This is a genomic window from Microbacterium sp. K41 (assembly GCF_004794395.1).
In the GTDB taxonomy this organism is placed as follows: Bacteria; Actinomycetota; Actinomycetes; order Actinomycetales; family Microbacteriaceae; genus Microbacterium; species Microbacterium sufflavum.
The window spans coordinates 1-14,257 of the sequence record NZ_SSDO01000368.1 but is presented as its reverse complement, the minus strand read 5'-3'; the positions used below and the strand labels follow the sequence as shown (position 1 = coordinate 14,257).

General features: G+C 68.8%; 18 protein-coding genes. 16 read left to right on the top strand and 2 right to left on the bottom strand.

Annotated elements, in window-relative coordinates:
• Positions 1-330: peptide chain release factor-like protein (locus DW309_RS11610; protein ID WP_275090540.1), on the top strand; the 330-nt coding region annotated here is incomplete at its 5' end.
• A gap of 33 nt (positions 331-363) precedes the next feature.
• The gene (locus tag DW309_RS11605; protein WP_136029269.1) at positions 364-795 is read left to right on the top strand and encodes a phage holin family protein; all 432 of its coding nucleotides are present in this window, start codon (positions 364-366) and stop codon (positions 793-795) included.
• Here the strand turns inward: DW309_RS11605 and epsC are convergent.
• Together epsC and cysK are read right to left on the bottom strand one after the other, a co-directional pair.
• Entirely contained in the window at positions 783-1,352 is a 570-nt protein-coding gene (epsC, locus tag DW309_RS11600) for a serine O-acetyltransferase EpsC (RefSeq protein WP_136029271.1), read from the bottom strand. The two genes, DW309_RS11605 and epsC, sit on opposite strands and share 13 nt — an antisense overlap.
• An 8-nt stretch (positions 1,353-1,360) precedes the next feature.
• The gene (cysK, locus tag DW309_RS11595) at positions 1,361-2,299 is read right to left on the bottom strand and encodes a cysteine synthase A (RefSeq protein ID WP_136045457.1); all 939 of its coding nucleotides are present in this window, start codon (positions 2,297-2,299) and stop codon (positions 1,361-1,363) included.
• Between the two features lie 100 nt (positions 2,300-2,399).
• Here cysK and prmC point away from each other — a divergent pair, with 100 nt between their 5' ends.
• The 14 genes from prmC to DW309_RS19890 form a co-directional block, all read left to right on the top strand.
• Positions 2,400-3,260, top strand: coding sequence for a peptide chain release factor N(5)-glutamine methyltransferase (gene prmC, locus DW309_RS11590; RefSeq protein WP_136045456.1), 861 nt, complete (start codon positions 2,400-2,402; stop codon positions 3,258-3,260).
• A gap of 52 nt (positions 3,261-3,312) precedes the next feature.
• Positions 3,313-4,017, top strand: coding sequence for an L-threonylcarbamoyladenylate synthase (locus DW309_RS11585; protein ID WP_136029277.1), 705 nt, complete (start codon positions 3,313-3,315; stop codon positions 4,015-4,017).
• Positions 4,014-5,186 carry an MraY family glycosyltransferase gene (locus tag DW309_RS11580; RefSeq protein WP_136029279.1) on the top strand — a complete coding sequence of 391 codons (1,173 nt, stop codon included), beginning with the start codon at positions 4,014-4,016 and terminating at the stop codon, positions 5,184-5,186. Before DW309_RS11585 ends, DW309_RS11580 begins: the two co-directional genes overlap by 4 nt.
• Positions 5,183-5,701 (top strand): Cg1360 family ATP-synthase-associated protein, encoded by a 519-nt coding sequence (locus tag DW309_RS11575; RefSeq protein ID WP_136029281.1) that lies wholly within the window; start codon positions 5,183-5,185, stop codon positions 5,699-5,701. Before DW309_RS11580 ends, DW309_RS11575 begins: the two co-directional genes overlap by 4 nt.
• 122 nt (positions 5,702-5,823) lie before the next feature.
• Positions 5,824-6,633, top strand: a complete 810-nt coding sequence (gene atpB, locus DW309_RS11570) for a F0F1 ATP synthase subunit A (protein ID WP_522731633.1) — start codon at positions 5,824-5,826, stop codon at positions 6,631-6,633.
• 43 nt (positions 6,634-6,676) lie between these two features.
• Positions 6,677-6,913: an ATP synthase F0 subunit C gene (gene atpE / locus DW309_RS11565; RefSeq protein ID WP_025103147.1), complete on the top strand. Its 237-nt coding sequence runs from the start codon at positions 6,677-6,679 to the stop codon at positions 6,911-6,913.
• Positions 6,914-6,940: 27 nt separating this feature from the next.
• A complete protein-coding gene (locus DW309_RS11560) occupies positions 6,941-7,498 on the top strand; it encodes a F0F1 ATP synthase subunit B (RefSeq protein ID WP_136045455.1) in 558 nt (185 codons plus the stop codon).
• Positions 7,498-8,289 carry a F0F1 ATP synthase subunit delta gene (locus DW309_RS11555; RefSeq protein WP_136045454.1) on the top strand — a complete coding sequence of 264 codons (792 nt, stop codon included), beginning with the start codon at positions 7,498-7,500 and terminating at the stop codon, positions 8,287-8,289. Before DW309_RS11560 ends, DW309_RS11555 begins: the two co-directional genes overlap by 1 nt.
• 47 nt (positions 8,290-8,336) lie before the next feature.
• Positions 8,337-9,977: a F0F1 ATP synthase subunit alpha gene (gene atpA, locus DW309_RS11550; RefSeq protein WP_136045453.1), complete on the top strand. Its 1,641-nt coding sequence runs from the start codon at positions 8,337-8,339 to the stop codon at positions 9,975-9,977.
• Positions 9,978-9,996: 19 nt separating this feature from the next.
• Complete coding sequence (locus tag DW309_RS11545; protein ID WP_136045452.1) at positions 9,997-10,893, top strand: F0F1 ATP synthase subunit gamma; 897 nt, start codon at positions 9,997-9,999, stop codon at positions 10,891-10,893.
• Positions 10,894-10,919: 26 nt separating this feature from the next.
• Complete coding sequence (gene atpD / locus DW309_RS11540) at positions 10,920-12,374, top strand: F0F1 ATP synthase subunit beta (RefSeq protein WP_025103152.1); 1,455 nt, start codon at positions 10,920-10,922, stop codon at positions 12,372-12,374.
• Between the two features lie 2 nt (positions 12,375-12,376).
• Positions 12,377-12,637, top strand: a complete 261-nt coding sequence (locus tag DW309_RS11535; protein WP_136029295.1) for a F0F1 ATP synthase subunit epsilon — start codon at positions 12,377-12,379, stop codon at positions 12,635-12,637.
• A gap of 71 nt (positions 12,638-12,708) precedes the next feature.
• Positions 12,709-13,455: a YaaA family protein gene (locus DW309_RS11530; protein WP_136045451.1), complete on the top strand. Its 747-nt coding sequence runs from the start codon at positions 12,709-12,711 to the stop codon at positions 13,453-13,455.
• 108 nt (positions 13,456-13,563) lie between these two features.
• Positions 13,564-14,257 (top strand): DUF5684 domain-containing protein (locus tag DW309_RS19890; RefSeq protein WP_205812740.1); only part of this gene is annotated, 694 nt, incomplete at its 3' end.

Genomic DNA, 14,257 nt, shown 5'->3' with positions numbered 1-14,257 from the left:
GGCATCGTCGTGTCGATGCAGAACGAGAAGTCGCAGCTGCAGAACCGCGAGGCCGCGATGCGGGTGCTCCGTGCGCGGCTGCTGGCGAAGCAGCAGGAGGAGCTCGACGCGGCGGCGTCGGATGCGCGCAAGTCGCAGATCCGCGGCATGGACCGCTCCGAGCGGATCCGCACGTACAACTTCCCGGAGAACCGGATCGCCGACCACCGCACCGGCTTCAAGGCATACAACCTCGACCAGGTGATGGACGGCGCGCTCGATCCGATCATCGAGAGCGCGATCGCGGCCGATGAGGAGGCGCGGCTCGCCGCGGTGGGATCCGATTCCTGAGTGCGGCCTCTCGGTGCCGCTATGCTCGGCCCCGTGATCACCCTCCTGTTCCGCGCTCTCCTGTATCTGGTGTCGGCGGGCCTCGGTCTGCTCGCGGCCGACGTGCTGCTCGACGGGTTCCAGATCCAGTGGAGCCAGTGGTGGGGCTTCGTGGTGTGCATCCTCGTGTTCGCGGTGCTGCAGACGGTGCTGTCACCGTGGGTCAGCAGGCTCGCGGATCGCTACGCGCCGGTGCTGATGGGCGGCATCGGGATCGTATCGACCTTCATCGCGCTCCTGGTCGTCGTGCTGCTCCCGATCGGCGGTCTGCGCATCACCGACCTGACCGGCTGGCTGCTGGGGTCGGTGATCGTGTGGCTGGTCACGGCCGTCGGCAGCGTGCTGCTCCCGTGGCTGTTCCTGCGGCGCCGACTCGAGGCGCGCGGCGCGAGGCGTGCGCCCCGTGCTGGGCGTCAGATGGAGTAGTCGGGGGCGGTCAGCAGGGCCCTGGTGTCCTCGCCCGCGGTGCGCTGACGCGGCTTCGCCGGCACACCCACCAGCACGCTGTCCGCGGGGGCGTCCTTCGTGACGACCGCGTTCGCCCCGATGACGCAGCGGTCGCCGACGGTCACCGGGCCGAGGATCTTCGCGCCGGCTCCGACCGCGACGCCGTCGCCGAGCGTCGGGTGCCGCTTGCCGACGTCGCGGGTGCGTCCGCCCAGGGTGACCCCGTGGTACATCAGCACGTCGTCGCCGATCTCCGCGGTCTCGCCGATCACGATGCCCATGCCGTGGTCGATGAAGAAGCGCCGGCCGATGCGCGCGCCGGGGTGGATCTCCACGCCGGTGAGCCAGCGCGACAGCTGCGACCCCGCGCGGGCGAGCAGTCGCAGCCGTCGACGCCACAGTGCGTGCGAGACCCGGTGCGCCCAGATGGCGTGCAGGCCCGGGTAGAGCAGGGCCACTTCGAGCGACGTGCGCGCGGCGGGGTCGCGGAGGCGTGCGGCGGCGATGTCCTCGCGCATTCGCGCGATCAGTCCCATCGGCGGTCTCAGTCTTCGCGCAAGTCCTCGAACAGCGCGGTGGAGAGGTAGCGCTCACCGGTGTCGGGGATGATCACGACGATCGTCTTGCCGGCGTTCTCTGGTCGCGCGGCGACCGTCAGCGCGGCCGCGACCGCGGCACCGGACGACATGCCGACCAGCAGGCCCTCCTTCGCCGCGAGCTCGCGTGCGACCCGCAGCGACTCGTCGAACTCCGCCGTGATGATCTCGTCGAGCACCTCGCGGTCGAGCACGTCGGGGACGAAGTTCGGGCCGATGCCCTGGATCTTGTGGGGGCCGGGGTGCCCCTCGGTCAGCACGGGGGAGTCCTTGGGCTCGACGGCGATGACCTGCACGCCGGGCTTCGCCGCCTTGAGCGCCTGCCCGGTGCCGGTCACCGTGCCTCCCGTGCCGACGCCGGCGATGAAGATGTCGACCGCGCCGTCGGTGTCGCGGAGGATCTCCTGCGCCGTGGTCTCGCGGTGGATCTGCGGGTTGGCGGGGTTCTCGAACTGGCGGATCCAGATCGCGCCGGGGGTCTCGTCGACGATGCGCTTGACCTCTTCGATCGCCCCCTTCATGCCCTTCGTGGGGTCGGTGAGCACGATCTCGGCGCCGAACGCCTTGAGCAGCACCCGGCGCTCCTTCGACATCGACGCGGGCATCGTGAGGATCACGCGGTAGCCGCGGGCCGCGCCGACCATGGCGAGGGCGATGCCGGTGTTGCCGCTGGTGGACTCGACGATCGTGCCGCCCGGCTTCAGCTGTCCCGACGCCTCGGCCGCGTTGATCATGGCGATGCCGATGCGGTCCTTGACGCTGGAGGCCGGGTTGTAGAACTCGAGCTTCGCGAGCACGGTGGCCCCGAGTCCCTCGGTCACCCGGTTCAGGCGCACGAGCGGGGTGTTGCCGAAAGCGGTGGTGATGTCGGAGTGGATGCCGGGCATGGGTGAGGCCTTCCTTCACGGGTCGCTGCGGTTCCCAGACTACGGGAGCGGCCTGTGGGGGAGGGCAATGTGACGGGTGCGGGCGCTCTACGCTGGAGGCATGCCCGACTCCTCGATCGCTGCCGTCGTGCGCGCCGCCGCGCAGAGCCTCGCCGATGCCGGTGTCCCCGACCCGCTCGTGGACGCGGAGCTCCTGGCCGCGCACGTGCTCGACCGGCGGCGGGGCGAGGTGCAGGCGGCGATCGTGCGGGGCGACCGCATCGACGAGGAGCAGCAGGCCGCGCTGACCCGCCTGGTGTCCCGTCGCGCCGGGCGGGAGCCGCTGCAGCACCTCACGGGTGTCGCGCCGTTCCGGCACCTGGAGCTGTCGGTGGGCCCCGGGGTGTTCATCCCGCGGCCGGAGACCGAGACCGTCGCCCAGTTCGCGATCGACGCCCTGCTGAACTCGGGCGAGGCCGCCCCGGTCGGCGTCGACCTGGGCACGGGCAGCGGCGCGATCGCCCTGGCGATGGCGACCGAGGTGCCGCACGCGCGGATCTTCGCCGCGGAGCTGTCCGAGGAGGCCCACGCCTGGGCGGCACGCAACGTCGCCGGTACCGGCAACCTCACGCTCGTGCTGTCCGACCTGGCCGAGGCGTTCCCCGAGCTCGACGGCACCGCCAGCGTGGTCATCTCGAATCCGCCGTACGTCCCCGATGCCGCGGTTCCGCGCGACCCCGAGGTGCGCCTGTTCGATCCGGCGCTCGCGCTGTACGGCGGCGCGGACGGGCTCGACGTCGTGCGGGTGCTGAGCGGCCGGGCGCTGCGTCTGCTCCGCCCGGGGGGCGTGCTCGTGATCGAGCACGGGGAGCTGCAGGGCGCGGAGATCCGCGAGCTGCTCACGGCGGACGGCTGGCGCGCCGCGGCCACGCACCGCGATCTGACGCTGCGCGACCGTGCGACCACCGCGATCCGGCCCTGATCAGGGGTCTCCGAGCATCTCCGACGTCCGTCCCGCATAGAATCGAACCGTCATGTCCCCCATCTTCGACTGCCGCGACGAGGCGCAGCTGCTCGCCGGAATGCGCAACGCGCGCCAGGCGATCGGCCGCGGCGACCTCATCGTCATCCCCACCGACACCGTGTACGGCGTCGCCGCCGACGCGTTCTCGCCGACGGCGGTGCAGCGTCTGCTCGACGCGAAGGGTCGAGGGCGCGATCAGCCGCCGCCCGTGCTGATCGGCAGCAAGGAGACCCTGACGGCCCTGGCCGAGTCGGTTCCGGAGCCGGTGCAGCGCCTCGTCGACGCGTTCTGGCCCGGCGGGCTGACCATCGTGCTCCCCGCGCAGCCGTCGCTGGTGTGGGACCTGGGGGAGACCCAGGGGACCGTCGCCGTGCGCATGCCGGAGGGCCGGGTGGTCCTGGAGCTGCTGGCCGAGACCGGGCCGCTCGCCGTGTCCAGTGCGAACCTCACGGGACGGGACGCGGCGATCTCCGCGCTCGACGCCGAGAAGATGCTCGGCGACAGCGTGGCGGTGTACCTCGCCGACGGCATGAGCGCGAACGGCATCGCCTCGACCATCGTCGACGCGACCTCGCTCGTGCGTCGCGGCGCCGACGACGGCGAGGGGGTCGTGCGGATCCTGCGGCACGGCGTCGTCACGCGCGAGCAGCTGCACGAGGTCCTGGGCGAGCTGCTCGAGCCGGAGCAGCAGCAGGAGCAGGACGGGGATTCGTGAAGCAGTACCTCTTCACGATCATCGTCACCGCCGCCATCACCTTCGTGCTGACGTGGGCGGTGTGGCGGCTGAGCCTCCGTTTCAAGCTGTACCCGGGCATCCGTGAGCGCGACGTGCACACCACGCCCACCCCGCGGCTGGGCGGCGTGGCCATCTTCCTCGGCATCGTCGCGGCGTTCGCGGTGTCGGCCGCCAACCCGTTCTTCCAGAGCATCTGGACGCCTCCGCAGACCATGTGGGCGATCCTCGCGGCGTCCCTGCTGATCGCGGTGATCGGCGTCGTCGACGACCTGTGGGACCTCGACTGGATGATCAAGCTCGGTGCGCAGTTCCTGGCCGCAGGCATCATCACCGTGGGCGGGGGACTGCAGATCCTGTCGCTGCCCTTCGGCGACCTGATCGTCGTGTCGAGCTGGCTGAGCATCACCATCACGATGTTCGCGATCGTGATCGTGATGAACGCGGTCAACTTCATCGACGGGCTGGACGGCCTGGTCGCGGGCGTGTGCCTGATCTCGAACGGCGTGTTCTTCGCGTACTCCTACATCTTCACGCGCGACTCCGGCGCCTCCAGCTACTTCAACCTCTCCACGTTCCTCGCGGCGGTGCTGATCGGGGCGTGCCTGGGCTTCCTCCCGCTGAACTGGAGCCCGGCGAAGCTCTTCATGGGCGACTCCGGTGCGCTGGTGCTCGGCCTGCTCATGGCGACGTCCGCGATCGCGATCACCGGGCAGATGGATCCGTCGGCGCTGGAGCCGGATCGCCTCGGCCGGTCGCAGCTCGTCGGCGCGTTCCTGCCGATCCTGCTGCCGCTGCTGGTCGTGCTGCTGCCGCTGCTCGACTTCGGGCTCGCGGTGCTGCGGCGGATGAGCGCGGGCCGGTCGCCGTTCTCGCCCGACCGCAAGCACCTGCACCACCGGATGCTCGACCTCGGCCACCGCGACCGCGACGCCGTCCTCATCTTCTACGCGTGGACGGCTGTGATCTCCCTCGCCGTCCTCCTCATGTACGTCGGTGCGCGAGAGGACTGGCCCGGCCAGTACCTTCCCGGTGTCGGCTTCGGCGTGGTCGGCATCGCCGCCTGCCTCGTCATCACCCTGAGTCCCACCCGCCGCCGCAAGGCGCCGGCGGCCGCTGAACCCGACCCGACCCCCGTGGAGCCCCGATGAGCCCGAGTCCCGTTTCCAGCACGCCGATCCTGCGTCGCACCCTCGTCTGGTCGGCGGTGGCGACCGTCGTGCTGGCGCTGCTCGCCGGCGGCATCGGCTTCGCCGTCGCCCAGGGGGAGGGGCTGGTCAGCGGCCTTCTCGGCGTGCTGCTGGCGGCGCTGTTCCTCGCGATCACGGGTATCAGCATCCTGATCGCGAACCGGTGGTACGGCGACCCGCTGTACGTGCAGCTGTTCTTCGCGATCGTCCTGGGCGGCTGGCTGCTCAAGCTCGGCGTGTTCGTGCTGGTGATGATCCTGCTGTCGGGGCAGCCGTGGCTCGACCCGATGGTGTTCTTCCTCTCGATCGTCGCGGGGGTGGTGATGTCGCTGGTGATCGACGTGGTGGTGCTCACCCAGATGCGCCTGCCGAACGTGAGCGACACCACGCTGCCGACCGAGGTGCCGGAGGACCGCGCGCCCGGCGCCGCGAACGGCGGCTCCACCGGCCCGGCGGACGACGCTCCGCGGTCTTAGGGCACCCTTGGATTCTGATAGTGTGGGGGAGTGCCCGCCGCTCGCCCGCGAGCGCTTGCGCTTGAAGCACACCGACCATCGTCGCCCCGGTTCTGACCGGTGCCCCGAAGCTGGAGCCCGCGCTGTTTAATCTTGCTGCGACCCTGACCCCCCGACTCGCGTCTTCCGATGGCGAGTTCCACGGCCCTTCGATCGATGAGTTCTTCCCGGAGATCCTCTTCCACGTCGGTCCCATCCCGGTGAACCGGATCCACCTGATCCAGCTCCTCTCGGTGATCGCCGTGGTCCTGATCCTCTGGCTGGGCACGCGCCGTATGAAGGTCGTGCCCGGGCGGTTCCAGAGCCTGGTCGAGATGGGTCTCGGCTTCGTCCGCGGCGGCATCGCGCACGACCTGCTCGGCCGCAAGGACGGCGACCGGTTCCTGCCGATCCTCACCACGATCTTCTTCATGGTGCTGTTCATGAACGTCACGGGCATCATCCCGTTCCTGAACATGCCGGGCACCGCGATCATCGCCGTCCCGCTCACCCTCGCCGTGGTCAGCTACGTCACCTTCATCTACGCCGGTATCAAGAAGAGCCCGAAGAACTTCTTCAAGAACGCGCTCTTCCCGTCGGGCGTGCCGTGGCCGGTCTACTTCATCGTCACGCCGATCGAGCTCATCTCGACGTTCATCATCCGCCCGGTGACCCTCACCCTGCGACTGCTGATGAACCTGGTCGTCGGCCACATGATCCTGGTGCTGTGCTTCGCGGCCACCCAGTTCTTCTTCTTCACCGCGGGCGGCGGCTGGGCTGCCCTCGGTATCGGAACCCTCGCCTTCGGCGGCGCCTTCACTCTCTTCGAGATCCTGGTGGCCGTCCTGCAGGCCTACGTCTTCACCGTCCTCACCGCGGTCTACATCCAGCTCGCGGTCGCAGAAGAGCACTGAGCGGGCGGGCAACAGCCCTCCCACCCAACGAAAGGAAAAACCCGTGGACGCAACTACGGTTCTCGCTGAAATCAACGGCCACCTCGCGGCGGTCGGCTACGGCCTCGCGGCCATCGGTCCGGCCATCGGTGTGGGCATCGTCGTCGGCAAGACCATCGAGGGCGTCGCCCGTCAGCCCGAGCTGGCCGGTCGCCTGCAGGTCCTCATGTGGATCGGTATCGCCTTCACCGAGGCGCTTGCGTTCGTCGGCATCGCCGTCGGATTCATCCCCTTCCCGTAATCCCCACCGACTTCTGAAGGAGACAGGATGCTGAACGCTCTTGTCACGAACCTCGCGGCTGAGGGTGAGGCGGCGAACAACCCGCTGATCCCCGCGTGGTACGACATCATCTGGTCGGGCTTCTGGTTCCTCATCATCCTCATCGTCGTGTGGAAGGTCGCCCTTCCCCGTCTGACGAAGATGCTCGACGAGCGGTCCGCCGCCATCGAGGGCAACATCGCCAAGGCCGATGAGGCGCAGAAGCAGGCGGAGGCCGCCCTCGAGGAGTACACCCGCCAGCTCGCCGAGGCGCGCACCGAGGCCGGGGAGATCCGCGAGGCCGCCCGTGAGGACGGCAAGAAGATCATCGCCGAGGCGAAGGAGACCGCAGCCAGCGAGGCTGCGCGTCTGACCGCCACCGCGCACTCGCAGATCGAGGCCGAGCGCCAGACGGCTCTCGTCTCCCTGCGCAGCGAGGTCGGCTCGCTCGCACTCGACCTCGCCGGTGGCGTGGTCGGCGAGACGCTGTCCGACGACGCTCGCGCGGCCGCCGTGGTCGACCGCTTCCTCGCCGATCTCGAAGCATCCGAGAAGGCGGCTCAGTAATGGGCAGCGCGACCGCTCAGGCACTCGCGGCATCCACTCAGGCGCTTGCCGCAGCGAAGGACGTCACCCTCGACACCGCGCGGGAGCTGTTCGTCGCCGCGCGCACCGTGGGCGATTCGTCTCAGCTGAGCGGCGCGCTGGCCGACCCGTCGGCGTCCGTGGAGTCGCGGAAGAACGTCGTCTCCGCGGTGTTCGGCGGGCTCTCGGCGGCGTCTCAGAGCGTTCTGAGCGCAGCCGTGGCGCAGCGCTGGTCGAGCGCCGACGAGCTCGTCGACGGCATCGAGGAGCTCGCGATCCGGTCCGCCGCGATCGCCGAGCCCGGTGTGGACATCGAGGGTGAGCTCTTCGCCTTCGCCCGGCTCGTCGCCGCGAACCCGGAGCTCGAACTCGCTCTGGGCAGCCGCCTCGGGGGAGAAGACGCGAAGGGGGAGCTCGTCGAGCGCCTCCTCGCCGGATCCTCCGCCGGTGCGGCCACCACGCTGATCGTCTCGTCCCTCGTGCGTCGTCCGCGCGAGCGGCGCGTCCGCCAGCTCCTGAACAGGGCCATCCGCTTCGTGTCCGCCCAGCGCGGCCTCGTCGTGGCCACGGTGCACACCGCGACCCCGCTCAGCGATGCGCAGCGCACCCGTCTGAGCGACGCCCTCTCGCGTCGCTACGACGGCGAGGTCTCGCTCAACGTCGTCATCGACCCCGCCGTCGTCGGAGGTCTGCGCGTGCAGATCGCCGATGACGTCATCGACGGCAGCATCTCCGCACGACTCGCCGACCTTCGCCAGAAGCTCGCGGGCTAACACGACTTCGCGCGGGGAACCGCGCACCCAGATACAAAGGGAAGACAATGGCAGAACTATCGATCAGCCCCGACGTCATCCGTGACGCGCTGAAGGACTTCGCCGCCGCATACGAGCCCACCGGCGCTGCTGCGACAGAGGTCGGCACCGTCATCGACGCCGCCGACGGCATCGCGCACGTCGAGGGTCTGCCCGGCGTGATGGCGAACGAGCTCGTCACGTTCGCAGACGGCACCAAGGGCCTCGCCCTGAACCTCGACGAGCATGAGATCGGCGTGGTCGTCCTCGGCGACTTCACCGGTATCGAGGCCGGCCAGGAAGTCACCCGTACGGGCGAGGTCCTCTCGGTCCCGGTCGGTGACGGCTACCTCGGCCGCGTGGTCGACCCGCTCGGCAACCCGATCGACGGTCTCGGCGCGATCGCGACCGAGGGCGTCCGCGAGCTCGAGCTCCAGGCCCCCGGCGTCATGCAGCGCAAGTCGGTGCACGAGCCGATGCAGACCGGCATCAAGGCGATCGACGCCATGATCCCGGTCGGCCGTGGTCAGCGTCAGCTCATCATCGGCGACCGCCAGACCGGCAAGACGGCGATCGCGATCGACACGATCATCAACCAGAAGGCCAACTGGGAGTCGGGTGACGTCAACAAGCAGGTCCGCTGCATCTACGTCGCCATCGGCCAGAAGGGCTCGACCATCGCCTCGGTGAAGGGCGCGCTCGAGGAGGCCGGCGCCCTGGAGTACACCACGATCGTGGCGGCTCCCGCGTCCGACCCCGCCGGCTTCAAGTACCTGGCGCCCTACACCGGTTCGGCCATCGGCCAGCACTGGATGTATGGCGGCAAGCACGTCCTGATCATCTTCGACGACCTGTCGAAGCAGGCCGAGGCGTACCGCGCCGTGTCGCTGCTGCTCCGCCGCCCGCCGGGCCGCGAGGCCTACCCCGGCGACGTGTTCTACCTGCACTCGCGCCTGCTCGAGCGGTGCGCGAAGCTGTCCGACGAGCTGGGCGCCGGTTCGATGACGGGTCTTCCGATCATCGAGACGAAGGCGAACGACGTCTCGGCGTACATCCCGACCAACGTGATCTCGATCACCGACGGCCAGATCTTCCTCCAGTCCGACCTCTTCAACGCCAACCAGCGTCCGGCGGTCGACGTGGGTATCTCGGTCTCGCGTGTCGGTGGTGACGCTCAGGTCAAGTCGATCAAGAAGGTCTCCGGAACGCTGAAGCTGGAGCTCGCGCAGTACCGCTCGCTCGAGGCCTTCGCGATGTTCGCCTCCGACCTCGACGCCGCCTCGCGTCGTCAGCTGTCGCGTGGTGCCCGTCTGACCGAGCTGCTCAAGCAGCCGCAGTACTCGCCGTACCCCGTGGAGGAGCAGGTCGTCTCGATCTGGGCTGGCACGAACGGCAAGCTCGACACCATCGAGGTCGAGGACGTGCTGCGGTTCGAGCGCGAACTGCTCGACTACCTGCGTCGCAACACCAAGGTGCTCGACACGCTGCGCGAGACGAACGTGCTGGACGACGACACGGTCGCCGAGCTCGACAAGCAGACCGACAACTTCCTCCTGGAGTTCCAGGGCGGCAAGGGCCACGCCATCGGCGCCCCCGGCCACGAGGAGCACGCTGCGGCCGAGGCCGACGACGTCAACCAGGAGAAGATCGTCAAGGGTCGTCGCGCGTAATCGCGTGAGGTACTGATTCATGGGCGCTCAACTCAGGGTCTACAAGCAGAAGATCTCTTCTGCTCAGACGACCAAGAAGATCACGAAGGCGATGGAACTCATCGCGGCTTCGCGCATCCAGAAGGCGATGGCGCGCGTCAAGGCGTCCACCCCCTTCGCGCGGGCCGTGACGAGGGCCGTGTCCGCCGTCGCGACGCACTCGAACGTCGACCACCCGCTCACGCGTGAGCCTGAGAACATCCGCCGCTCCGCGGTCGTGATCTTCTCGTCCGATCGCGGTCTCGCCGGTGCCTTCAACTCGCAGATCCTCCGTGAGGGTCTCGAGGTGGCGGAGCTGCTGCGCGAGCAGGGCAAGGAGCCGGTGTTCTACCTCATCGGACGCAAGGCGGTGGGCTACTTCCAGTTCCGTCGCATCGAGGCGGCCGCGGAGTGGACCGGCGACACCGACACCCCGTCCTTCCACACCGCGGAGGAGATCTCGCAGACGCTTCTCGAGGCCTTCAACCGCGGTGGCGAGGACGGCGGCGTCGACGAGATCACCCTCGTCTACAACCGCTTCGTCAGCATGATGACGCAGTCGCCGGAGTCCGTGCGCCTGCTGCCGCTGGAGATCGCGGAGGCCGACGACTCGGAGGCGGGCAGCACGGTCTACCCGCTGTACGAGTTCGAGCCGGATGCCGAGACGGTGCTCGACGCGATCCTGCCGGTGTACATCCAGAGCCGCGTCTTCAACGCCCTCCTGCAGTCGTCTGCCGCCAAGCAGGCCGCCACGCAGAAGGCGATGAAGTCCGCCAGCGACAACGCCGACAAGCTCATCACCGACTACACCCGCCTGCGCAACAACGCGCGTCAGGCCGAGATCACCCAGCAGATCGCCGAGATCGTCGGTGGCGCCGACGCCCTCGCATCGAGCTGACAGACCCTCAGGAAAGAGACGAAGAAATGACCACCACCGCCACGGCTGAGCAGCCGGCGACCGCGGTCGTCGGGCGCGTCGCCCGCGTCAACGGTCCGGTTGTCGACATCGAGTTCCCGCACGACTCGATCCCCGACATCTACAACGCGCTGAAGACGACGATCACGATCGGCGAGGAGTCGACCGAGATCACCCTCGAGGTTGCACAGCACCTCGGTGACGACCTGGTGCGCGCCATCGCCCTCAAGCCGACCGACGGCATCGTCCGCGGTCAGGAGGTGCGTGACACCGGTGAGGCCATCTCGGTCCCCGTCGGTGACATCACCAAGGGCAAGGTCTTCAACGTGATCGGCGAGGTCCTCAACGGCGAGCCCGGTGAGACCATCGAGGTCACGGAGCGCTGGCCCATCCACCGCAAGGCCCCGAACTTCGACCAGCTCGAGTCGAAGACCACGATGTTCGAGACGGGCATCAAGTCGATCGACCTCCTCACCCCGTATGTGCAGGGTGGAAAGATCGGTCTGTTCGGTGGCGCCGGTGTCGGCAAGACCGTCCTCATCCAGGAGATGATCCAGCGCGTCGCGCAGGACCACGGTGGTGTGTCGGTGTTCGCCGGTGTCGGTGAGCGCACTCGTGAGGGCAACGACCTCATCCACGAGATGGAGGAGGCGGGCGTCTTCGACAAGACCGCGCTCGTGTTCGGCCAGATGGACGAGCCGCCGGGGACGCGTCTGCGCGTCGCCCTCTCGGCTCTGACGATGGCGGAGTACTTCCGTGACGTGCAGAAGCAGGACGTGCTGCTCTTCATCGACAACATCTTCCGCTTCACGCAGGCCGGTTCCGAGGTCTCCACGCTGCTGGGCCGCATGCCCTCCGCCGTGGGGTATCAGCCGAACCTCGCCGACGAGATGGGCCTCCTCCAGGAGCGCATCACCTCGACGCGTGGTCACTCGATCACCTCGCTGCAGGCGATCTACGTGCCGGCCGACGACTACACCGACCCGGCTCCGGCCACGACCTTCGCGCACCTCGACGCGACGACCGAGCTCTCCCGTGAGATCGCGTCGAAGGGTCTGTACCCGGCCATCGACCCGCTGACCTCGACGTCGCGCATCATGGACCCCCGCTACCTGGGCGAGGACCACTACCGCGTGGCGACCACGGTCAAGCAGATCCTCCAGAAGAACAAGGAGCTGCAGGAGATCATCGCGATCCTCGGTGTCGACGAGCTCTCCGAGGAAGACAAGATCGTCGTGTCGCGCGCACGTCGCATCCAGCAGTTCCTCTCGCAGAACACCTACATGGCGAAGAAGTTCACGGGTGTCGAGGGTTCGACGGTTCCGCTCAAGGAGACCATCGAGTCGTTCGACGCGATCACCCGCGGTGACTTCGACCACGTCGCCGAGCAGGCCTTCTTCAACGTCGGTGGCATCTCCGACGTGGAGGAGCGCTGGGCGCAGATCCAGAAGGAGAACGCCTGATCATGGCGCTCAACGTCAGCCTCGTCTCCGCCGACGCGGAGGTCTGGACGGGTGAGGCGAGCCTCGTGGTCGCCAAGACCGTCGAGGGCGAGATCGGCTTCATGTCCGGTCACGAGCCGGTGCTGGCCATCCTCGCCGAGGGCCAGGTCCGGATCACCCAGACCGACGGCGCCAAGGTGCTCGCCAACGCGCAGGACGGCTTCCTCTCCATGGAGGGCGACGTTCTGACCATCGTGGCGGGCAACGCGGCTCTCATCGCCTGACAGTCCTGAACATCGCGTCCGCCTCGGCACCCTCGGGTGTCGAGGCGGACGCGTCTGCGTTACGAGGTGCCATGAAGATCCTGCTTCCGCCGTCCGAGACCAAGCGTCCCGGAGGCACGGGCGCGCCGCTCGACCTCGGTGTCCTGCCGCTGCCGTCTCTCGCTGAGCATCGCGCGGCCGTGCTCGACGCCCTGGTCGAGCTCGCGGCCGACGAGGAGGCCGCGCGCCGTGTCCTCAAGCTGAGCGAGCGGCAGCTCGACGACATCGCGCACAACCGCGCTCTCCGCAGCGCGCCGACCATGCCGGCGATCGACCGCTACACCGGCGTGCTGTTCGACGCCCTCGACGCGGCCTCGCTCTCCCCGGCGTCACGGCGGTGGGCGGACGCCCACGTGTGGATCCAGAGCGCGCCGTTCGGTCCGGTCGGCGCGCTCGACCCGATCCCGACCTACCGCCTCGCCGCGGGAACGTCGCTTCCCGGGGTGCCGCGGCTCCGGCGTCACTGGGCGGAAGCCACGACCTCGGCGATCGCGGACGAGGCGCCGTCGTTCGTCCTCGACCTGCGCAGCGAGGCGTACGTGGGTCTCGGACCCGTGCCCGCATCGGTGCCCTCGGCGTATGTGCGCGTGGTCACCGAGCAGGGCAGAGCGCTGAACCACTTCAACAAGAAGTCGAAGGGCCTCCTGGTGCGTGCACTCGCGGAGGACCGACCGCGCATCGGCTCCCGCCGGGCACTGCTGCGGTGGGCGGAGGGGCGAGGCATCGTGCTGCGCGAGACCGACCATCCCGGCGAGCTGGAACTCGTCGTCGCGGAGTGAGACCGGTTCGCGGCGCGGGACGTCAGCGAGGGTCCTGCGCGCGGCGGCGGTGACGCGCTAGTGTAAGCAGCGCATCACCCGGGAATATCAGCCTTCTGGAGGGGAACCTTGGACGACTACTACGATTACGGCATCTCAGGCGGCGCACTCGTCGCGCTGACGCTGCTGTACACGATCCTGCCGCTCATCGTGTACGCGATCTACGCCTGGTTCTACATGAAGGTCTTCGAGAAGGCCGGTGTCCAGGGCAAGTGGCGCGCCTGGGTCCCGGTCTACAACTCGATGATCTTCTACAAGCTCGGCGACCTCAGCCCGTGGCTCGTGCTGTACCTCATCGGCGCCGGCGTGGTCGGGGCGATCATCCCGGTCCTGGGCTGGTTCCTCATCCTCCCGCTCGTCGGCATCGCCGGCCGTGTCCTCGACCTCATCGCCGCGTGGCGGGTCGGACTGAAGCTGCAGAAGGATGCGGTCTGGGTCATCCTGTACTTCTTCCTCCCGCCGGTGTGGCTGGGTATCAACGCCTTCGACAAGTCGCGGTGGAACCCCAACATCCAGCCCGCCTCGTGGGCCGGGAACGGCTTCCTCGGCGACCGCACGGTGTGGGACGGCGTCCCGGTGCAGCCCTCCGCGACCGCGGCGCCGCAGGGCTACGGTGCCCCGCAGGGTTACGGTCAGCAGCCCCAGGGCTACCCGCAGCAGCCCCAGGGCTATGCGCCGCCGCAGCCCGGGTTGACGGCTCCGCCGGCTCCCGGCTACGCCCCGCCTGCCGCGCCCTCCGCCGCTCCCTCGACGAGCGCGCCTT